Here is a 20,475-nt window from a genome sequence, read left to right as displayed (position 1 = left end):
CAGGTAGGTCCCCGTGCTCGTCGTGAGGTGTCGGTGGGACGCTGCTCACGCACGCCTCCTTCCCGCGAGGGCACGGCTCAGGGGGTCAGTTCTTCCTGGCGGCCACCGCGCCATTCGGCGATCAAGACCGTGGCGTCGTCGTTGAGTTGCCCGTCGTGATGCTCCATGACGGCCGCCATCAGCCGTCGCAAGGTTTCATGGAGTGCGTGCCGGCCGGCGTGCTCACGGCGGATGAAATCGACGAACCGGTCGCGCCCGAACTCCCGGCCCCGGCCGTCCCGGGCCTCGACGACCCCGTCGGTGTACAGCAGGAGACGGTCATCGGGCTGCAACTGCTCCTTGCACGTGGCCACCGGCAGCGCGAGGTCGGTGCCCATGGGCCCGGCGGGCGGGCAGCCCAGTTCGGTCGTCCAGCGATTGTCGCGGATGAGGACCGGGAGGTGATGGCCACGGTTGACCCAGGTCAAGCGGCCGCTCTCGGTGTCGAGTTCGGCCAGGATCGCCGTGACGTAGCGGCTTGTGCTGAACTGCCTCAGCAGCACGCGTTCCACCTGCTCGCTGGTCTGAGCCAGGGACGCGCCCTGGCGGCGGGCGTTGCGGCAGGCCGCCACCGCCACGTTCGCGGTGATGCCCGCAGTCGTGTCGTGCCCCATGGCGTCGAAGATGCCCAGGTGCACGGTGGTGCCGTTGACGGCGTAGTCGAAGGCGTCACCGCCGAGCTGGTAGGCCGGTTCCATCACGGCGGCCACGGTGACGTCCCGCCCGGCGTAGGCGGTGGGCGGGGTGAGGTTCCACTGCATCTCAGCGGCGACATTCATCGCCTCGGTGCGCACCGACTGTGCGTAGGAGTCACTGAAGGACCGCTTGCTGAGCAGGAGCAGAGCCGTCATCGACGCCAGATCACGCAAGATGTCCCGGGCCGTGCCCTCGTTGGTGCCGCTGTCGGTGTCGGCGCGCAGGACCCCGAGCCGCTCCACTCCGTCGGTGACAGCCACCCACCAGCGCCGCAGTCCTCCCGGCGCGCCGGCGGGCCCCGGCTCGGGCAGCACGTCCACCCGTTGGAAGGCCTGGCCCGGCAGGCTGCCCCGGACGGTGAACATCTGCTCACCGCTCGCTGTCTCGCTCCCGCGGCGGGCAAGCCGGCGCAGCACCGTCTCACGGACGTCCACGACGAACAGGGCCGTGTCGTACAGTCCGGCTTCGGCGGCGTGCTCGGCGATCAGGTCCGGGAGCTGGTCGAGTGTGACGGTGTGGCTGGCCTGCATCATCCGAACCAGCACCAGGGCTGCCGCAGCTCTGTCAAGCATGGCAGGTGCCCCCGCGGCACTGGCCGTCCCCGGTGGGCAGAACACCGGGCCGGGACGGTCGTGCGGGGTGACGACGGGTCGTCGGCATCGCGGTTCCTCCTGGGCAGAACCGGACGAAGTGCTTGTCGGGCTCCTCCCCCCTCAAGCACCACGGGGGCGGTCGCGGAGTCGCGTTCCGCGTCCACACCGGGTACCCGACCCGCGCGTCCGGAACAGCCCGTTGTCGGTCACCGGCAGCCCGTGCGTCACGCCGGGTCGCCCGAGACTCGGGTCAAGGTCTCCGGGGGCGAAGGAACTCCGCCGTCGCCTTCGGCTCCCGCTCGCGTGCTTCTGCGCTTGTTGGCTTGGAAGCGGGCCTTCTTCTGCCGGTTCCCGCAGGTGTTCATGTCACACCACTTGCGGGTGCGGCTTTGACTGGTGTCGAAGAAGGCGGCTCGGCAGGTCGGGGATGCGCACAAGGCGAGTTTTCCGTCTCGCTCGCCCGCGATGATGCTGATCGCGTCGGCGGCGATCACACCGAGAGCGTCCTCCACGCAGGAAGGCGAGCTGAGCCGCCACTGCCGCTTGCCCTCGGGTGTCAGGATGGCCGCGGCCCGGCCCCGAGCGCTGCAGTCGTTGATGACTTGGACAGCGGGCGCGGGGAGACCGTCCTGGACCGCGGCCGCTGTCGCGGCGGCGTGAATCGCCTCCCTCAGTTCCCGGGCGAGGTCGAGCTGAGCAGGGGTGCAGGAGTCCACGGCGAGGCCGTTCACCGCCAGCCAGTCGACGAGCCGCTGCGGCGTGGGGATGCGCTCGACGGCGTCGCCGTGACGCTCCGACAGAGTTCCCGTGAAGCTGGTCGCCAGCACGCTACCGAGGCGGAAGTCGGGGAACGCAGCAGCCATGGAACCAGCTTAGCCGGTTGCCTGCCGGCATGACATCCTGCTAGAACCGGCTTAGCCGGTTCGCAGTCGTTCGCGGCCGGTTCCGCGATGGCCAGGAGGTCTCATGCCCCGTCCAGCCGACGACGTACGAGCGTTTGCAGCCCACGCGCCCGACGCCGACCTCGACGACCTGCGCGCCCGACTGGCCGCGGCGCGGCTACCGGAGGCCGAGACGGTCCGTCCCTCCGCGCCCGGTCCTGGCCGGTGGGGCCAGGGCGTTCCGCTCGACTTCCTCGTCGATGTCGTGCACTACTGGCGCACCGAGTACGACTGGCGGGCGTTCGAAGCACGCCTTGATCGGATGGGCCAATTCCGAACGACCATCGACGGTCTGGGGATCCACTTCCTGCACCGCCGATCTCCGCGGGCGGACGCCACTCCCCTGGTCCTGACGCACGGGTGGCCGGGCAGCATCGCCGAGTTCATCGATGTGGTGGACGATCTGGCGGACCCGGAAGACGCGGACGCGCCGGCGTTCCACGTCGTGGTGCCGTCGCTGCCGGGCTTCGGCTACAGCGACAAGCCGGTCACCACCGGGTGGGGAACCGAGAAGATCGCGGCCGCGTGGGTGGAACTGATGGTCAGGCTCGGCTACAGCCGGTTCGCAGCGCACGGCGGCGACTGGGGAGGCAATGTCACCACGGTCCTCGGCGGCAGGTTCCCGGAGCACGTTCTCGGCATCCACACCACGTTCGCGCAGGGGCCGCCCGCGTCGTCGACGGACGGGCTGACGGCGGTCGAGCGCAGGTGGGCCGAGGAAACCCACGACTTCTGGCACCATCGCGCGGCGTACGCGAAGCAGCAGGCCACCCGACCGCAGACCATCGGCTACTCGCTCGTCGACTCACCGGTCGGGCTGCTCGCCTGGATCCTGGACAAGTTCGCCGAGTGGTCGGACACCGAGGACAGCCCGTTCGAGACGATGTCCCGAGACCGTGTTCTCGACGACGTCACTCTGTACTGGCTGACACGGAGCGGTGCGTCGGCGGCCCGCATCTACTACGAGAGCCACAACTCCCTCGATCCCGAACTCCGGGTCGACGTCCCCTCGGCGATCACCATGTATCCCGGCGACATCGAGAAATGCCCGCGCCCCTGGGCGCAGGAGCGGTACCGGCAGATCGTCCGCTGGAGGGCACCCGAGACCGGAGGTCACTTCCCGTCGCTGGAGGTTCCCCAGTACTTCGTCAAGGATCTGCGCGAGGGCCTCGCGGCGGTGCTCGCCGCCAACCGGTAGATCAGGAAGGGGAAGGGCGGCCCGTGATCGGCGTCCCTGTCCGTGTCGGGGCCGCGCTGTCCTCCGGCGTCGCCTCCGTGGCGGGGTCGAGGCCGCAGGTGCCGCTCCGCGCGGCGCCGTCCTGGCCCTTGAGGTGCACGGTGACCGCGCCGTCGGTGTTCCTGGTGTAGGCGATCGTGCAGATCAGCTGGCGCAGGGCCGTCCGGTTCAGTCCGCCCAGTGCGAGGGGAAGGCCGACCGTGACCGCCCCGTCGGGCGAGGCGTTCACCGTGACGGCCTTGCCTCGGCCGGCGGGTGGAAGCGAGGTGCGCAGGCCCACGGCCCGGTCCTGTGCGCTGGGGCCCTCGAGGAGGGCGACGACCACCTTCTCCGTGGTCACGGGTTGCTTCGGCTGGTTGCTGCCCTGGCCCGTGCCCGACCGTTGGTACTCGTCACCGAACCGGGCCGGGGGCTCCGTCGAGCGGATCACGGGGCTCAGGCTTCCGTCCGGGGAGGTGAAGAAGATCAGCATGCGGGTGTCCGGCGCGAGGAAGGCCTGAACGGTCGCGGGGCTGCCCGCCCCGATGGCCTCGGTCTGCCGGATGCCGCAGCCGGCGAGCAGCGCCAGGCCCGCGGCGACGGCGGCGGCCGGCGCGCGGCGGCGCCTCCGCGTACGGATCATCCGTCGGCCTCCTGCGTGCGCTGCGGTATGTCGACGGTGAAGACGGCGCCGCCCGCGGGAAGGTTCCCGGCGTGGATCGTTCCGCCGTGCAGGCGCACGTTCTCCAGGGTGATGGCCAGTCCCAGGCCACTGCCCGCCGAGCGGGTACGGGCCGCGTCGGCCTTGTAGAAGCGGTCGAAGATGTGCGGAAGCACCTCGGGGCGGATCCCGGGGCCGCTGTCGAGGACCTCGATGATCAGTGCCGCGGGGCCCGAGGAGCGTGCCTCGGTACGCAGACGCACCGTGACGGGTGCGCGGCCGTGGCGCAGGGCGTTGCCGACCAGGTTGGCGATCACGACGTCGAAGCGGCGTGGGTCGAGGCGGGCCCGGATGCCGTCGGCCAGCTCGGTGCGGACCCGGTCGTCGGTCCAGTGCCGGTTGTGCAGCGTCTTGCGGATGGCTTCGGCGACGTCGATGTCGTCGGCGTGCAGTTCGGCCGCGCGTGCGTCGAAGCGGGAGATCTCCATGAGGTCCTCGACGAGTACGGCGAGCTTGCCCGTCTCGGCGCTGACGAGCCGGACCGCCCGGGCGGTGTCGGGATCGAGCCGGCCGGCGTCCTCGTCGAGGACCTCGGTGACGGCCAGCATGCCGGCGAGGGGGGTGCGCAGTTCGTGGGAGACGTCGGAGGCGAACCGGCGGGCGCGCGCCTCGGCTTCGCGCAGTTCGTGTACGGAGCGTTCGAGCTGGGCCGCGGACTGGTTGAAGGTGCGGGCGAGGTCCGCCAGTTCGTCGCTGCCGCGCACCGGGATCCGGGTGTCGAGACGTCCGCTGCCCATGCCCTGGGCGGCCTTGCGCAGTTCGCGCACCGGGCGCAGCACGCTGCGCGCGGCGATCAGGCCGGGGATGAGCGCGACGGCCAGTCCGGGCAGGGCCCCGTCCCGTGCCGCGGTGAGGAGCGCGTCCACGTTGGTCTGTTCGTCGCTCATCCGCATGACGGCGTAGAGGACGATGCCGCTGGGCAGCACGCCTCTGGGACCGGTCTTGAAGACGGTGGGCATGGCGATGGTCAGGTAGGGGACGCCGTCCTTGACGACCCGCTGGAAGCTGCCCTGGGGGTGGCCTCGCGCTGCGCGGCGCAGTTCGGGGGTGATGACGGTGGAGACGGGGTTCTCGCCGGAGGAGGCGCGCAGGGTGCCGTATTCGGCGAACACCACCCAGGGGCGTGGTTTGCCCTTGCGGGCGATTTCGCGCAGGAGTTCCTCCAGGCCCTCCTTCTGCACGGGCAGTGTCCAGCCGGTCTGCTGGACCTCGTCGCGGAAGGAGGAGACGGCGGTGTCCTGGGCGGTCTTCAGCAGCGCGTTGCGGGCCTCGCGGTAGGTCAGGGCCGCGGTGGTGCCCGCGCTCACCGCGGCGACCAGCAGGAAGGCCAGCACCAGGCGGGTACGCAGGCCGAACGCCCTGGTCCGCACGCGGGCGTCGGCGGTGGCTGCGAGCGTGATGCTGTCGGCCGTTCGCGACCGGTCCGCGGGCCGGCCACGGCGCGGGTGTCGTGGGGCCGGGCCGGTGCTCACAGGGGTCCGAAGCGGTAGCCGAAGCCCCGCAGGGTCTGGACGTAGCGGGGGCTGCCCGCCTCGTCCTCGATCTTGGTGCGCAGGCGGGCGACGCACGCGTCGACCAGTCGCGCGTCGGCGTGGTAGCTGTGCTCCCACACGTGTTCCAGCAGCTGCTGTCTGCTGAACACCTGCTCGGGTGCGGCGGACAGGTGCAGCAGGAGTTTCAGTTCGGACGGGGCGAGCGGGAGACGCCGGCCGCCCTTGGCCACGGTCAGCGCGGTCCGGTCGATCGCGAGGTCGCCGTGGACCTCGATGACCGGCCGGCCGGGTCCGGTGGTGTCGATGCGGCGCAGCACGGCGCGGATCCGGGCCTCGATGACCTCGGGGCGGGCGGGTTTGACGATGTAGTCGTCGGCTCCGGCCTCCAGGCCGATGACGATGTCGAAGTCGTCCCCGCGGGCGGTGAGCATGATGATGGGCAGCTGGCTGTCCTCGCGGACCCGCCGGCAGACCTGTACGCCGTTCATTCCGGGCAGCATCAGATCGAGCAGGAGCAGGTCGGGACGGAACTCGGCCAGCGCGGCCAGTCCGGCCTCGCCCGTGGCGGCCGTACGGATCTCGTGGCCACGGCGGCGCAGGCCGAGTTCGACTCCTTCGCGTACGGACGGGTCGTCCTCGATGAGGAGTACGCGGGGCATCGGTGGTTCTCCCTCGGGGTGATCAGGTGCGGGACATGCGCCGGCGTGCGGCGGACATCAGGGTGTGCAGTTCGGTCAGCCGCAGCGGGCGGGTGAGCAGGGCGAAGGTGAGCAGTACGACGGCGGTTCCGGCGGCCGTGGCGGCCACGGTCCCGGCCGGGGCGGCGCCCACCGCCGCCATGTGGCCGAGCGCGGTGGCGGGCAGTGCGGCGGTGATCAGCCGTGCGTGGGCCGCGGCGGCGGACGAGCGCAGCGGGCGGGTCACGCCGAGGCGCCGGCTCAGTACCAGGGCGGTGAGTGCCCAGCCGGCGGCCAGGGCGAGCGAGTACGCCGCGGCCATGCCCGTCACGGTCCAGCGGGCCGGCAGGAGCTGGGCGGCCGCCGTGGACAGGCCCGCGTTCAGGGCGACGATCACCAGGTTGAGCAGGAACGGGGTGCGGGTGTCGGAGAGGGCGTAGAAGGTGCGGGACAGTACGTACTGGCCGGAGAAGGCGACGAGGCCGGGCGCCAGCGCCATCAGGATCACGGCCATGGCGGCGGTGTCGCCGGCACTGGTTCTGCCGTGGCCGAAGACGACGGCCATGAGCGGCTGGGCGACGGCGAGCAGCAGGCAGGCGGCGGGTACGACGGCGGACGCGGAGGCGCGCAGGGCGCGGGAGACGTCGTGCCGTACGGCGCCGTGGTCGCCGTCGGCGGCGGCCGCGCTCATGCGGGGCATCAGGGCGGTCACCAGGGACACGGTGATGATGCCGTGCGGCACGGCCCACAGGGCATAGGCGTTGGTGTACGCGCTGTATCCGGGGCCGCCGTCGAGGCCGGCGGTCGTGGCGAGGCGGGTGGTGACCCAGTAGGCGGCCTGGTTGGCCAGGACGAGGAGCACCAGCCAGCCGGCCGACCGTAGCGGCCGGGTCAGTCCGCTGCCACGCCAGTCGAAGCGGGGCCGCCAGCGGAAGCGGGCCGAGCGCAGCGCGGGGACGAGCGCGAGGGCCTGGACGGCGATTCCGGCGGTCGTGCCCCATCCGAGGACGGCTGTCCCGCTCGCGCCGAGGGTGTCCCCGCCGCCGGTGGCGAGGGCGAGATACAGGCCGAAGACGGCGATGACGACGAGGTTGTTCAGCACCGGCGCCCACATCATCACGCCGAACCGGCCGCGTGCGTTGAGCACTTGTCCGAGCAGCGTGAACACGCCGAGGAAGAAGATCTGGGGCAGGCAGTAGCGGGCGAAGGCGATCGTCATGGCCGCCTGCCCGCCGGTGTAGTCGGTGTAGGCGCCGACGATGGCGGGGGCCGCCCACACCGCGGTCGCGGTGATCGTCAGCAGGGCCAGGACGCAGACCGTGACGAGGCGGTCGGTGTACGCGGCGCCCTGGTCCTCGTGCTCCTTGGCGGCCTTGACCAGTTCGGGTACGAAGACGGCGTTGAGCGCTCCGCCGAGGAGCAGCATGTAGACGATGGTGGGCAGCGCGTTGCCTACGGCGTAACCGTCGGCGGTCGGTCCGATGGTGCCCAGCGCTGCGGCCACCACGGCGGACCGGACGAATCCGGTGGCCCGGGAGACGATGGAGCCACACGCCATGACGGCGCTGCTGCGCGCCGTCGAGGCCGTCTGCCCGGGGTGCACGGACGACGTGTGCGGGCCGGGCGCGGCGCCCTCGGGGCTCGCCGCGCGGGCGGCGCTGTCCGCTCCGACCGGTGTCGCGGGCCTCACCGGCGGCTCAAGTAGGCCTGGAAGGCGCGGTAAAGCGTCTGGTTGGCGGTGCCGGCCAAAGGTCTCTCCCATTCCCCCAACGTCTCGACGACCTGTCCGCCGGTGCCGAGCTTCCACCTCAGCAGTCCGTACGCGCGTTCGTCGGGATCGAGAGTGGAGGGTACCCCGCGCATGTCGTAGACGTCAGCGCCGAGGGCGTGGGCGTCGCGCAGCATCCGCCACTGCAGGGCGTGGGAGGGGCGTACCTCGCGTCGGTGGTCGGCGGAGGCACCGGTCTGGTACCAGACGCGGCGGCCCACGCGGATCATGGTGTGGGCGGCGAGGATCTCGCCGTGGTGACGGGCGAGGTACAGCTTCATGCGTCCCGGTTCCTCGGCGTTCAGGGCCGCGTACTGGCGCTGGTAGTAGGCGAGCGAGCGGCCCAGCCGGAACCCGTCGCGCTTCTCGGTGACGCACAGCAGCCGGTAGAAGTCGGGAAGTTCGACCGCGCTGCCCACCACCACCTCGACGCCTTCCTTCCTCGCGCGCCGTACGTTGCGCCGCCATTCCTGATTGAAGCCGGACCACAGGTCGTCGGTGGTGCGTCCGGCGAGCGGCACATGGAAGACATGGCGCGGCTGGGCGTCCCCGTCCTCCCCCGTCCCCTCGCCGCCGCAGCGGCGCCAGCCACGGGCGCGCAGCCGCTCGGCCACGGCGGTGCCCAGGGCGTCGACCTCGCTGGCGAGCACGTCGCCGAGCCGGCGGCCGGGCCCGGCGCACGACTTGAGCGCCGTGGCGTCCCAGCGCCGGTAGGCGGGCGCAGGACCCATGCGCACCGCGAAGACACCCGCGCGCCGCAGGTGTTCCAGCAGCGGAGTGAGCCAGGCGTCGATGTCCGGGTCCGTCCAGTCGGCGACGGGTCCTTCGGGCAGGTAGGCGAAGAATTTGCGGGTGCCGGGGAACTGACGCAGCAGGACCAGGGTCACCCCGGTGAGCTCACCCGCCGCGGGGTCCGGTCCCCAGCCCAGGAGTTGCGCCTTCCAGCCGTCCTTCACGCCGGCCCAGGACGGGCATTGCAGGAATCCCGCGCCGAGCGCCGTGCCGGCTGGGGAGGCGAGGAAGGCGCGATAGGCCTCCGCGGTGACAGGGGCCAAGGTGACGGCCGCGTCGCGCCCTCGGGGGACGCGGCCGGGTGGCACGAGCAGGGACACGGGCTGAGCCTCTCCTTCTCCCCGGAACGATCGCGGGGACGGCGAGGATGCTCACAGCGGCGCATGACCGTTCCGAGCGGCGAATGTGACGGGACCATGACCGTTCCTCACCAGTGGCCGTCACATCGCCCTGCAGCGGCTGACCTGCGCTTTTCGCGCTCTACAGTCACGACATCCGCCGACTCGTCTGTTGTTCCGCTCGTCCCGGAGGTCCTTGTGCACCGCTCGCGTTCGCTCTCTCCCACCCAGGTTCGGGTCGCTGTCGCGGCGGCCCTGCTGGCGCCGCTCACCGCCTGCTCGTCGCATGCGTCTCCCACCGCCGGGGACACCGCGGCGGCCAGGAGCGTCGACGATCGTCCTGTCACCGTCACCGTGACCCCCACGGGAGGACGGACCGCCCCCGGCAAGCCGGTGACGGTCGTCGCGAAGGGCGGCACACTCACCTCCGTGACCGTGACCGACGCCGCCGGGCACCGGCTCGCCGGCAAGGCGTCCGCCGACGGCACGTCGTGGGTTTCCAACCGGGGTGCCGCTCCCGGTACGGCGTACACGGTCGCGGTGGCGACCCGCAGCGGGCGTGGCACCGCCGCCGTCTCGCGGGCCTCCTTCACCACGGCGCCCGCGACCCGGGTCAACAAGGTCGACTGGCGGCCGGGCACCGGAACCACGGTCGGTGTCGCCCAGCCGGTGTCCCTCGTCTTCGACCACCCCGTCACCGACCGTGCCGCGGTCGAGAAGCGGCTGTCCCTCACGACCTCGGACGGCACCGAGGGCTCCTGGGGCTGGATGCGGGACTGGTCGGGCAGGGACCGCGTCGACTGGCGCCCCAAGAGCTACTGGAAGCCGGGAACGAAGGTCACGCTGAAGGCCGAGCTGAACGGCACCGACTCGGGCGGTGCCGGCGGGTGGTTCGTCCGCGACTACACGACCACCTTCACCGTCGGCGCGCGCCAGGTCGTGAAGGTCGACCTCGACAGCCATCACCTCACCCTCGAACGCGACGGCAAGGCCGTGCGGCGCATCCCCGTCTCCGGCGGAACCCCCGGTGGCGACAAGCGCTCCTGGCGCGGGACCGCGGTGCTCATGGCCAAGGAGGGCACGGTCAACATGAACTCCGAGACGGTGGGCCTCGGGAAGGCCTACGACAAGATGGTCGCCTATTCGATGCGGCTGACCTGGTCGGGCATGTACGCGCACGCCGCCCCGTGGAACGCCCGGTACTTCGGCAACACCAACCACAGTTCGGGCTGCATAGGCATGAGTGACGCCGACGCGGCCTGGCTCTACGGGCAGCTGCGGCCCGGCGACCCGTTCGAGATCACCGGCGAGGAGACCAAGGGCGTGGTCGAGCCGGGCAACGGCTTCGGGGACTGGAACGTGCCGTGGGCCCAGTGGCAGCAGAAGAGCGCCCTGCGCTGACGGGCGGCCGCTGCCGTACCGCGTGACGGGCGGGCCGGCCTCCCCTACCCGGTGAAGCCGGTCCGCCCGTCACGCGGAGCTCCAGCGCGCCGGCCCCGCGGCCGTCCCGGGGGTAACGGGCTCGATGCCGGTCAGGGTGGGGACGACCTTCTCAAACGGCCAGCAGGCACCTCAGCGTCCCCGGGACCGTTCGCGCGGTCCAGGTGAGGCGGCGGTGGGGAGGGGGCATGGGCGGTTCCTTCCGGTGAGGGTCGTGGCGCGCGGTCCCGTCGCGGGGGCGGCGGCGGGTGCTGCTGGTGCTCCCTGCGTGGGGGGTGAGGCCGGCGGCTCAGTGCGTCACGGGCTTGCCGCGGCCCCAGGCCCAGGCGAGCCGGTCGGCCCCGGAGCGGTTCGTCGTGGCGAGCCAGGGCCGCTCGGGGTCCCCGACGAGCTGTTGCAGCGTGTACGTGTCGCCGGTGCGCAGGCCGGGCCAGTAGACGGAGCCCATGCCGAGCTCGCGGAAGGTGTCGGTGACGGCCTGCACATAGGTGACGAAGTTGTCGGAAGGGGTGGCCTTGTCGTAGTCCAGGCCGGTCGTCATGGGGGCGCCGAACTCGTCGGCGACGGTCCGGCCGGCGCAGTCGCCGATGCGTTCCTTGAGGTCGGCGACCCACTGGTCGTAGGTGGCGTAACTCTTCCAGAACCCGTAGTGGTGCAGGGACAGGTGCGTGCCGCGCAGCCGCGGGTCGGCGCACACGGTGGTGACGTGGTCGTTGTAGCCCGCTCCGCTGACGAAGACACGCTCGCGGGGGACGTCGGGGTAGGCCGCCAGCCAGTTCGCGGCGATGTCGGCCCATTGCGTGTCGGTGTAGCCGTGGGGTTCGTTCATCGGCTCGAAGTGGACGCGCGCGTTGTCGCCGTAGGCGTGGACGACGGTGTCCCACATGGTGCGGTAGGCCCGGGTGTCGTCGATCAGCCCGTCCTTGCGGGCGCCGGTGCCCTCCCAGTAGGAGACGATGACCTTGAAGCCCTGCCGGGTGGCGGCGTCGATGACGCCTCGGTACGCCTTCCAGTAGGGGCCGTTGACGGTGTACGGGTTGATCGGCAGCCGTACGGTGTCGGCCCCCAGGTTGGCGCGGAACGCCGTGATCACGCGGGTGGCCTTGGCGTAGGTGTGGGCGTAGTCGTCCGACGCCGACAGGCCGGAGAGGACGACGGGGTCGTCGGCGAAGTTGTCCCGGGGGTCGGCCCAGTTGACGCCCCGGAACTCGGCGGTGTTGTGCTGCGGGGCCGCGGCGGCGGGGGCGCCGGTCACGGTCGCGCCGACGGTGGCGGCCAGGGTGGCGGCCGTCATCAGGGGCGTCCACCGGCCCGTGGTACGGCGTCGGAGCTTGGGCAGGCGCATGTCGATGCCTTTCGGTCGGTGTCGAGGCGCCCTCCCCGCACATCGCGGGGCGGGGCGGGCCCGGCCGCCGCGCGGCGCACGGACGGCCGGGCCTGTCGTGGCAGACGTGCTAGCTGCCGGCGGCTGTCACGTCCGCGATCCGCCACCGCTGGTTGGAGCCGGAGTTGGGCGGCCAGGTGGTGACCGCGGCGCCCTCGCCGGTCGCCTGTCCCCCGACTTCCAGCAGCCGTCCGCCGGCGGCGTTGACCAGCGTCCAGGAGCCGTCGCCGGTGGTGGAGGCGATCCATTCGGCCGCAGCGTCGCGCCGGCCGGTGTCGGGTTCGGCGACCGGGACGTCGTCGCGGACCGCGAGGCGCTTGCCGTCCACGGCGCTGGTGAGGACGTACCGGGTGTCGCTCGCGCTGCCGGGGTGCACCTGGCTCAGCCGCCACCGCTGGGCGGTGGAGCCGCTGGGCGTGCCGATGACGAGGCCGGTGCCGTTGCCCGCCACGGTGACCGCCTTGCCGCTCTGCACGCCGGTCAGGGTGTAGGTGTGGCCCTTGCGCAGCAGCGGGGCGTCCTGCGCGACGCCGGAGACGCCCTGGACGACGAAGGACGTCACGGACTGGGCGGGCACGGTGACGGTGGCCCGGCCGTCCTCGACCTTCACGGCCTCCCGTACGGCGAGTCCGCCGTCGGCGCTGGTGACGACGGGGGTGACGGTGGCACCGCGGCTGATGCTGCGGAACTTCGTCAGGTCGAGGGTGACGCTGCGCGCGCCGGTGGTGCTGTTGACGTGCACCAGCGAGGCGCCCCTGCCGTCCTTGGTGACGGCGGCCGCGCTGGAGGTGTCGTCCACCTTGATCAGCCGGTCACCGGGTTGGATGAAGTGGGTGAAGTTGCGTGCCGTGTCGAACTTGGTGTTGGTGCGGATCGGGCAGGTGGCGAGGGTGTCCGCGGAGGTGCAGCTGAACGGGATCTGGATCTCGCCCCAGTTGCCGCCCTTGGCGGACTCGCCGCCGGGCTTCATGTTGTCGTAGTCCTCGACGGGCTGCCAGAACACCCAGGCGCGTGGCTCCAGTTCGCGCAGGTCGTCGACGATGTGCTGGGCGAGACCGAGTCCGGGGCGCATGTCCGTGAAGCTCTGCCCGTCGCCCCAGTCGCCCTCGACCTCGCTCATCCACAGGGTCTTGTCCGCCGCCTTGGCGAGGTCGCGGACGGTGGTGCGCTGCCCGGTGCCGTAGGTGTGGACGTTCATCCGGCCGACGAGGGCGCGGTCCTGGGCGGTGTAGGCGCTCCAGTTCTGCGCGAAGGTCGAGGGGTTGGTCTCGTCCATCGCGGAGATCCGCGCGTGGGTCTTCGCCGAGCGCAGCGCCGGTGCCAGCGCCTGCAGCACCTTGCGCTGCATGGCGGGGCTCATGTGGGCGCCCTCCTGGCGGCCCCCGACGGGTCGGCCGTCCGTTCCGAGGCGGGTGCCCCAGTAGGGGGTGTTGGGCTCGTTGAACGGGTCGACGGTCTTCACCTTGATGCCGTGCGCCTTCTCCAGCCGCTCGGTGGCGCCGGCCAGGTAGGCGGCGTAGTCGTCGACCGACTCGTTCTTGAGCTGGTCGGCGGTGGCGTCGAAGCCGCCGGAGACATAACCGGATTCCGTCATGAACCAGGGCGGGGAGTTGCTGAAGGTCTCCCAGTGGGTGATGTCGTTCTTGATGCGGTCGACCCACCAGCGCTGTGTGGCGTCGGCGTCGGCGTTCCAGTCGGCCGGGTCGTCGGCGCTCCACCAGCCGGTGTCCGCGCGGGTGGTGCCGTCGGGGGCCTTCCACCAGCCCTGGACGGCGCCTCCGGGCCGCAGGTAGTCCTTGACGTCGGGGGCGTTGCCGCCGCCGATGTTGTAGCGGGCGATGTTCAGGCCGAGGCCGTCGTCGCCGAAGAGGAGGGTGGCGAGCCTGTCCCGTATCTCCGGCGGGTAGCCGCCGGTGACGTTCGCGAACCAGGCGAGGCTGGTGCCCCAGCCCTCGAAGGGCTGCTGCTGGTAGGAGGGGTCGAGCCGGACGGTGACGGAGGGGATGTCCGCGGCCTGTGCGGGGCCCGGGGCCGGAACCAGGGCGGCCCCGGTGGCCAGGGCGGTGAGTCCGGCGGCGGTGAGCAGCCGTCTGCTGCTGGTGCGAAGTGCCATCGGTGTGCTCCCAACTGAAGGGCGGTCGCGCTGACGTGGCCCTCCCGCCCGTACCGGCGCAGGAGGGAACGGCCCTTGAGGAAGGCGTGTGCTGCCGTCCTCACGGGGCTGGGCGCGGAGGGGTTCAGGCGAGCGGCTGGCGCAGTACGGCGACGGCCCGGGGGGCGAGCGTGAGGGTGCCGTCGTCGGCCAGGGTGCCGAGCAGGGCGTCACCGGCGAGGCCGGGCACGGTGACGGAGGTGTCGGTGCGGTTGACGAGGAAGCGGTAGCGGGCGTCGGGGCCGCGGCGCACGGTCGTCTCGACGCGTCCGCGTGCCGCGGGAGGCAGGTCGCTGTGCACGCCGGCCGGGTCCAGCAGGCGCGGAAGGAGCGCGGTGAGGCCGTCGGCACCGAGCCGGGTGGAGACGTAGGCGGCCGAGCCGCTGCCCGTCGGGCGCCGGGTGACGGCGGGGCGTCCCGCGTACGCGCCGGAGCGGTAGTGGGCCAGGACCTCGGTGCCGGGGGCGGTGACGGTGATCCGGTCGGTCCACAGCGTGCCGGTCGCGGGACCGTCGAGGGCGACGCTCTGACCGGCGAGGAGGGGACCGAACTCCTCGATGCGGATGCCGAGCAGGTCGCGCAGCGCGCCGGGGTAGCCGCCGAGCCACACGTGGTCGTTCTCGTCGACGATGCCCGAGAAGTAGGTGGTGACGAGGTGGCCTCCCTGCTCGGTGTAGCGGGTGAGGGCCTTGGCGAGGTCGGCCGGGACCACGTGCAGCACCGGGGCGATCAGCACCTGGTGGCGGTGCAGGTCGCCGCGCGGGGTGACGAGGTCGGCGCGGATACCGAGGGCGAGGAGGGCGGAGTACCAGTCGAGTGCCTCCTGCCGGTAGTCGAGCAGGGAGGTGGGGTGGGAGTCCTGCTCGCTCGCCCACCACGACTCCCAGTCGTAGAGGATGCCGACGGGGGCGGGTTCGCGCTCGCTGCCGGCGACCGGGGCGAGCGCCTTGAGGGTGGCGCCGAGTTCGCGGACGGCGCGGAACAGGTCGCTGTCCTCGCCGGCGTGCGGCACCATCGCGGAGTGGTACTTCTCGGCGCCGGCCGCGGACTGGCGCCACTGGAAGAAGCACACCGCGTCGGCCCCGTGCGCGACGTGCAGCAGCGAGTCGCGGGCCAGTTCGCCGGGCTGCTTGGCCAGGTTGACGGGCTGCCAGTTGACGGCGCTGGTGGAGTGCTCCATCAGGAACCACGGCCGGCCGCCGCTGATGCCGCTGGTGAGGTTGGCGGAGAAGGACAGCTCGTCGCGGTCCTGGGGTCCCGGGTGGACGTAGTGGTCGTTGGAGACGAAGTCGATCTCGGCGGCCCAGTCCGGGTAGTTCATGCCCCTGGTGCCGCCCATCACCATGAAGTTGGTGGTGACGGGGACCTCGGGGGTGATCTCCCGCAGGATCTCCCGTTCGGCGCGCAGATGGTCCTTGAGCGCGTCGGAGGAGAAGCGCTTGAAGTCGAGCTGCTGGGTGGGGTTGGGGTGGGAGGCGGCCAGGCGCGGCGGGAGGATCTGCTCCCAGTCGGTGTAGCGCTGCGACCAGAAGGCGGTGGCCCAGGCGTGGTTGAGGGCGTCCAGGGTGCCGTAGCGGGCGCGCAGCCAGTCGCGGAAGGCACGGGCGGCGTCGTCGGAGTAGTCGTGGACGTTGTGGCAGCCCAGCTCGTTGTTGACGTGCCAGGCGGCCAGCGCCGGGTGGCCGGCGTACCGGGTGGCGAGCTCCCGCACCAGGCGCAGTGCGTGGCGGCGGAAGACGGGTGACGTGGGGCGCCAGTGCTGGCGCGCTCCCGGCCACAGGGTCTCGCCGGTGGCCGTCACCGGGAGGACTTCGGGGTGCGCGGTGGTGAGCCAGGGCGGCGGAGAGGCGGTGGCCGTGGCCAGGTCGACGCCGATGCCGCCCTCGTGCAGGAGGTCCATCACCTCGTCGAGCCAGCCGAAGTCCCAGGTGTCCGCCGCCGGTTGGAGGCGGGCCCAGGAGAAGATCCCCACGGACACGAGGTTGACGCCGGCCTCGCGCATGAGGCGTACGTCGTCCCGCCAGACGGAGCGGGGCCACTGTTCGGGGTTGTAGTCGGCGCCGTAGAGGAGGCGGGGGGTGCGGTCACCGTCCGTCCCGCGTGTCCGGGACAGGAGGGTGGAGATCATGGTGGTCCTTCCGGGAGGGGGCCGCGGGCGGCCCGGGAGGCCGGGCACGCCGCGCCGGCGGTCACTTCTCGACGGTGAAGCCCTGCTCGCTGCCGTACTTGACGGAGGCGTCCTGCCAGGTCTTCAGGCCGTCGGCCAGCTTGGTGTGCGACACGTAGGCCTTGCCGACGGTGTCGTTGAAGATCGAGTTGGCGTACACCTGGTACGGCAGGTACGACCAGTCGTCGGCGACGTTCGCGGCGGACTCGGCGAAGATCTTGTTGGCCTGCTGCCCGCCGAAGTACGGGAAGGCGGTGTTCTGGAAGGCCGGGGAGTTGAGCTGTGCGACGGTCGCCGGGAAGGCTCCGCCCTTCACGCGGGTGTCGACGCCCTTGCCGGCGTCGGCGTACTCGACGAACGCGTAGGCGAGCGCCTCGTTCTTGCCGAGCTCGGGCAGGGTGAGGGCGCTGCCGCCGTTCTCCGCACTGGCGTGGGCGCCCGCGGTCCACTGCGGCAGGGGGGCGACGCGCCAGTCACCGGCGGCGTTCTTGACTCCGGAGGCGAGGTTGGCGGGCATCCAGGCGCCGATGGCCAGGGTCGCGATGGTGCCGTCGCCGAGGCCCTTGTACCACTCGTCGGACCAGCTGGTGACGGGCGCGAGGAGTTTGTCGTCGAGGAGCTGCTGCCAGGTGCCGGTGTACTTCTCGGCTCCCGCGTCCGCGAAGTCGATCCTCACCTTGGTGCCGTCGACCTTGTAGGGACGCGAACCCGCCTGCCACAGCATGCTGGTGGTGAAGCCCGCGTCGCCGGTGTCGTTGGTGATGTACGCCTTGGGGTCCGCCTTGTGCAGGGCGCGCGCCGCCGCCACGTACTCGTCCCAGGTCGTGGGCACCTTGATGCGGTACTTGTCGAAGACCTTCTTGTTGTAGAACAGCGCCATCGGGCCGGAGTCCATCGGCAGGCCGTAGATGCCCTGGCCGCCGGCCTTCACCCCGTTCCAGGGGCCCGGGGAGAAGGAGGCGGCGAGCTTGTCGGCGCCGAAGCCCTTGAGGTCGGTGAGCTGTTCGGTGAGTGCGTACTGGCCCATGGCGTAGTACTCGACCTGGGCGACGTCGGGGACGCCCTTCTTGGCGGACATGGCGTTCTGCAAGGCCTTGTACTGGTCGTTGCCGGTGCCCGCGTTGACCAGGTGGACCTTGACGCCGGGGTGCTCCTTCTCGAAGCCGGCGGCGACCTGCTTGAGGGTGGGCTCCCACGCCCAGACCGTGAGCGTGCCGCCCTTCTTCAGCGCGGCCTGGACATCGGCCTCGGAGACGGACTTCTTCGCGTCCGAACCGCCGTCGCCGGAGCCACCGCACGCGGTGGCGCCGAGAGCGAGGGCGCACAGGAGGCCGATGCCGCGCAGCAGGCGGCGGGAGTGCTTGTGCATGGAGGTACGTCCACTTCTTGCCGGAACACCGACGGGTGAGGGTTGGAGAAGGGGGTCTGCCGTGAGGAGCGGGGGGCGCGCCGGGTGTCGGCTCGCTGCCGGGAGCGGCGGGGCGGGCCGCCGGGGCGGGCCCGGCTCATTCCTTGACGCTGCCCGCGGCGAGCCCCGACTGCCAGTACTTCTGCAGCATCAGGAACGCGGCGATCAGCGGGACGATGGTGATCAGTGAGCCGGTGATGACGAGGTGGAACACGGGTTGTCCGCCGGCGGTGGCGGCCTGCGCGTTCCAGCTGTTGAGGCCGAGGGTCAGCGGGTACCAGTCCGGATCCTTGATCATGATCAGCGGAAGGAAGTAGTTGTTCCAGGTGGCGACCATGGTGAACAGCGAGACCGTGACGATGCCCGGTGCCAGCAGCGGCAGGGCCACCTGGAAGAAGATGCGAATCTCGCTCGCGCCGTCCATGCGGGCCGCCTCCAGCAGCTCCGTCGGGATGGCCTCACCGGCGAACACCCACATCAGGTACAGGCCGAACGGCGAGATCAGCGAGGGGATGATCACCGCCCACGGGGTGTCGGTGAGTCCCATGGTGCTGAACATCAGGAAGGTCGGCACCGCCAGCGCGGTCCCCGGCACAGCGACGGCGCCGATGACGACGGCGAAGACGGCGCGGCGTCCGGGGAAGGCGAACTTGGCGAGCGCGTACCCGCCGAGCACCGCGAGGAAGGTGGCGCCTCCCGCGCCCACCACGACGTAGAGCACGGTGTTGAGCAGCCAGCGGGTGAAGACGCCGTCGTCGTAGGTGAACGTCTGCGTGATGTTGTCCCACAGGGCGAAGTCGCCGTCGAACCACAGGCCGGACGAACGGGACAGCCCCTCCTGGGTCTTGGTCGCGCTGATGACCAGCCAGAGCAGCGGGACCAGGCTGTACAGCAGCACCAGGGCGGTGAGCACGGTCAGCAGGACGCTGCGCCGGGGCCGCCCGGCGGCCTGGCGGCGCCCGGCCGGGCGGAGGCGGGGTACGGCTGCGGCCGGGCGCGGCCGCCGGGTCGCGGAGCCGGACGAGGCGGCGGTGGTCGTGACGGTCATCGCTGTCTCACGCTCCCTTGCGCATGCCGCGCAGCTGCACGACGTAGGCGATGACCATGGTGATCACGCCCATGACGATGGCGACCGTCGCGGAGTAGTTCTGCTGCTGGCCCGAGAACGACAGCGAGTACGTGTAGAAGTTCGGGGTGTAGTCCGTGGTGATCGCGTTGGGGGCGAGCTTCTGCAGCACGCTCGGCTCGTTGAAGAGCTGGAAGCTGCCGATGATGGAGAAGATCGTCGCGATCACGAGGGCTCCGCGGATCGCGGGCAGCTTGATGGCGGTGATGACACGTATCTGCCCGGCCCCGTCGATCTCGGCCGCCTCGTAGAGGGAGTGCGGGACGACCCGCAGCGCCGAGTAGAAGATCAGCATGTTGTAGCCGACGAACTCCCAGGTCACGATGTTGCCGATGGAGGCGAGGACCAGGTCCGGGGAGAGCGGATCGGGCAGGGTCAGGCCGAAGGCGTCGTCGATGTCGCCGACGAGGCCGAAGCGGGTGCCGTACATGAAGCCCCACATGAGCGTGGCGACCACGGCCGGTACCGCGTAGGGCAGGAAGATCGAGACCCGGAAGAAGTTCTTGCCGTAGAGGCGTCCGCTGTCGAGGGCGAGCGCTACGAGCAGGGCGATGCCTAGCATGACCGGGACCTGGACGCACAGGAAGAGGGAGACCCGGCCGAGCGCGGCCCAGAAGTTCTTGTCCTGCAGCGCCGCGGTGTAGTTGTCGAGGCCGACGAACGTGGTGCCGCCGATGAGCTGGTCGCGGAAGAGGCTGAGGTAGAGCGAGTAGGCGATCGGCGCGAGGAACACGAGGGCGAAGACGACCACGAACGGGGCGATGAAGCCCCAGCCCGCCCAGGAGCGGCGGTCCCGGCCGGCCGGGGGTGGCGCCGGCCGCGGCGCGGCAGCCGCCGGCGGTTGCAGCGTTGTCATGTCGTTCCTCGCGCTTTCGGAATGTGGAACAAACGGTGGTGAATCGGCCCGGGTCCGGGGCGCGGGCCCGCGTGGACTACGTGGACATCGCGTCGCGGGGTGACCCCGCGCTGTTATGTTTACGTAAACATGCGACGGCGGAATGTCTACCGTGCCGGGTGATGGCGGTCAATAGTCCCGTCGCGAGCAGAAGCGGGGCGCCCCTCCCCCGCCGCCGAATCAGGTGGCCGCCGACGCCGCCAACTCCTGGGCTGCGGTGGGATGTACGCACGAGGGGTCTCACGCCAGGCTTGCCCCGTGAGACGGCTGGAATGTTATGTTTACGTAAACACCCCTGATGCCTGCGAGACTGCGGCGTCAGTGGCGGTCGAGTGGTCCGCCACGGTGAACCGTCACTCGAACCACGACGGGAAGGCGGCTGACGACCAGTGGACATGGCTACGACAGGTTCGGCGCGCTCGGCACGGTCGGCACGGTCGGCACGGTCGGAGAACTCGGACGGCTCCGAGGCCGCGGGAGCCTCCGGCGGCGCGGACGGGGCGGCTGCGGTGGGGGGCGCGGCCAGGGCCGCCGCGGCGGGAGGCGCGGACGGCACGGCCGAGGCCACGGGCGCCGACGGCACCGCTGCGACCGGGGGCCGCAGGCGCGCGCGCCGCGGCCAGCGGACC

At 71.5% G+C, this 20,475-nt stretch carries 15 protein-coding genes; 2 read left to right on the top strand and 13 right to left on the bottom strand.

Annotation, left to right across the window (positions count from 1 at the left end; genetic code table 11):
- Positions 1–77: 77 nt before the first annotated feature.
- The gene (locus tag AB0E88_RS22445) at positions 78–1,307 is read right to left on the bottom strand and encodes a PP2C family protein-serine/threonine phosphatase (RefSeq protein WP_361633019.1); all 1,230 of its coding nucleotides are present in this window, start codon (positions 1,305–1,307) and stop codon (positions 78–80) included.
- 245 nt (positions 1,308–1,552) lie between these two features.
- On the bottom strand, positions 1,553–2,191 hold the full coding sequence (locus AB0E88_RS22440; protein WP_361633017.1) for a CGNR zinc finger domain-containing protein: 639 nt from the start codon (positions 2,189–2,191) through the stop codon (positions 1,553–1,555).
- 103 nt (positions 2,192–2,294) lie between these two features.
- On the opposite strand from AB0E88_RS22440, the gene AB0E88_RS22435 reads away from it, so the two are divergent.
- Positions 2,295–3,467 (top strand): epoxide hydrolase, encoded by a 1,173-nt coding sequence (locus AB0E88_RS22435; RefSeq protein WP_361633015.1) that lies wholly within the window; start codon positions 2,295–2,297, stop codon positions 3,465–3,467.
- A 1-nt stretch (position 3,468) separates the two neighbouring features.
- Here AB0E88_RS22435 and AB0E88_RS22430 read toward each other — a convergent pair whose 3' ends face one another.
- The 5 genes from AB0E88_RS22430 to AB0E88_RS22410 all read right to left on the bottom strand — a co-directional run bounded on the left by AB0E88_RS22430 (position 3,469) and on the right by AB0E88_RS22410 (position 9,250).
- On the bottom strand, positions 3,469–4,128 hold the full coding sequence (locus tag AB0E88_RS22430) for a hypothetical protein (RefSeq protein ID WP_361633013.1): 660 nt from the start codon (positions 4,126–4,128) through the stop codon (positions 3,469–3,471).
- Positions 4,125–5,576 (bottom strand): HAMP domain-containing sensor histidine kinase, encoded by a 1,452-nt coding sequence (locus AB0E88_RS22425; protein WP_361633011.1) that lies wholly within the window; start codon positions 5,574–5,576, stop codon positions 4,125–4,127. The genes AB0E88_RS22430 and AB0E88_RS22425 overlap by 4 nt, the downstream gene beginning before the upstream one ends.
- A 98-nt stretch (positions 5,577–5,674) precedes the next feature.
- The gene (locus AB0E88_RS22420) at positions 5,675–6,358 is read right to left on the bottom strand and encodes a response regulator transcription factor (RefSeq protein WP_361633009.1); all 684 of its coding nucleotides are present in this window, start codon (positions 6,356–6,358) and stop codon (positions 5,675–5,677) included.
- A gap of 22 nt (positions 6,359–6,380) precedes the next feature.
- On the bottom strand, positions 6,381–7,979 hold the full coding sequence (gene murJ / locus AB0E88_RS22415; protein ID WP_361633064.1) for a murein biosynthesis integral membrane protein MurJ: 1,599 nt from the start codon (positions 7,977–7,979) through the stop codon (positions 6,381–6,383).
- Positions 7,980–8,062: 83 nt separating this feature from the next.
- Positions 8,063–9,250, bottom strand: coding sequence for a peptidoglycan bridge formation glycyltransferase FemA/FemB family protein (locus AB0E88_RS22410; protein WP_361633062.1), 1,188 nt, complete (start codon positions 9,248–9,250; stop codon positions 8,063–8,065).
- Between the two features lie 222 nt (positions 9,251–9,472).
- Between AB0E88_RS22410 and AB0E88_RS22405 the strand changes: the two genes are divergently transcribed.
- Entirely contained in the window at positions 9,473–10,675 is a 1,203-nt protein-coding gene (locus AB0E88_RS22405) for an Ig-like domain-containing protein (protein ID WP_361633007.1), read from the top strand.
- Between the two features lie 328 nt (positions 10,676–11,003).
- Here the strand turns inward: AB0E88_RS22405 and AB0E88_RS22400 are convergent, their stop codons facing one another.
- The 6 genes from AB0E88_RS22400 to AB0E88_RS22375 all read right to left on the bottom strand — a co-directional run bounded on the left by AB0E88_RS22400 (position 11,004) and on the right by AB0E88_RS22375 (position 19,807).
- Positions 11,004–12,008, bottom strand: a complete 1,005-nt coding sequence (locus AB0E88_RS22400; protein WP_361633005.1) for a cellulase family glycosylhydrolase — start codon at positions 12,006–12,008, stop codon at positions 11,004–11,006.
- 160 nt (positions 12,009–12,168) lie between these two features.
- Positions 12,169–14,211, bottom strand: a complete 2,043-nt coding sequence (locus tag AB0E88_RS22395) for a glycoside hydrolase (RefSeq protein ID WP_361633003.1) — start codon at positions 14,209–14,211, stop codon at positions 12,169–12,171.
- A gap of 124 nt (positions 14,212–14,335) precedes the next feature.
- Positions 14,336–16,378, bottom strand: a complete 2,043-nt coding sequence (locus AB0E88_RS22390; protein WP_361633001.1) for a beta-galactosidase — start codon at positions 16,376–16,378, stop codon at positions 14,336–14,338.
- A gap of 61 nt (positions 16,379–16,439) precedes the next feature.
- Entirely contained in the window at positions 16,440–17,786 is a 1,347-nt protein-coding gene (locus AB0E88_RS22385; protein ID WP_361632999.1) for an extracellular solute-binding protein, read from the bottom strand.
- A gap of 136 nt (positions 17,787–17,922) precedes the next feature.
- On the bottom strand, positions 17,923–18,873 hold the full coding sequence (locus AB0E88_RS22380; RefSeq protein ID WP_361632997.1) for a carbohydrate ABC transporter permease: 951 nt from the start codon (positions 18,871–18,873) through the stop codon (positions 17,923–17,925).
- A 7-nt stretch (positions 18,874–18,880) separates the two neighbouring features.
- Positions 18,881–19,807, bottom strand: coding sequence for a sugar ABC transporter permease (locus AB0E88_RS22375; protein WP_361632995.1), 927 nt, complete (start codon positions 19,805–19,807; stop codon positions 18,881–18,883).
- Positions 19,808–20,475 lie beyond the last annotated feature (668 nt).

The organism is Streptomyces sp. NPDC028635, from assembly GCF_040637635.1.
Classification (GTDB): Bacteria; Actinomycetota; Actinomycetes; order Streptomycetales; family Streptomycetaceae; genus Streptomyces.
This window is presented reverse-complemented; position numbering and strand designations above follow the sequence as displayed.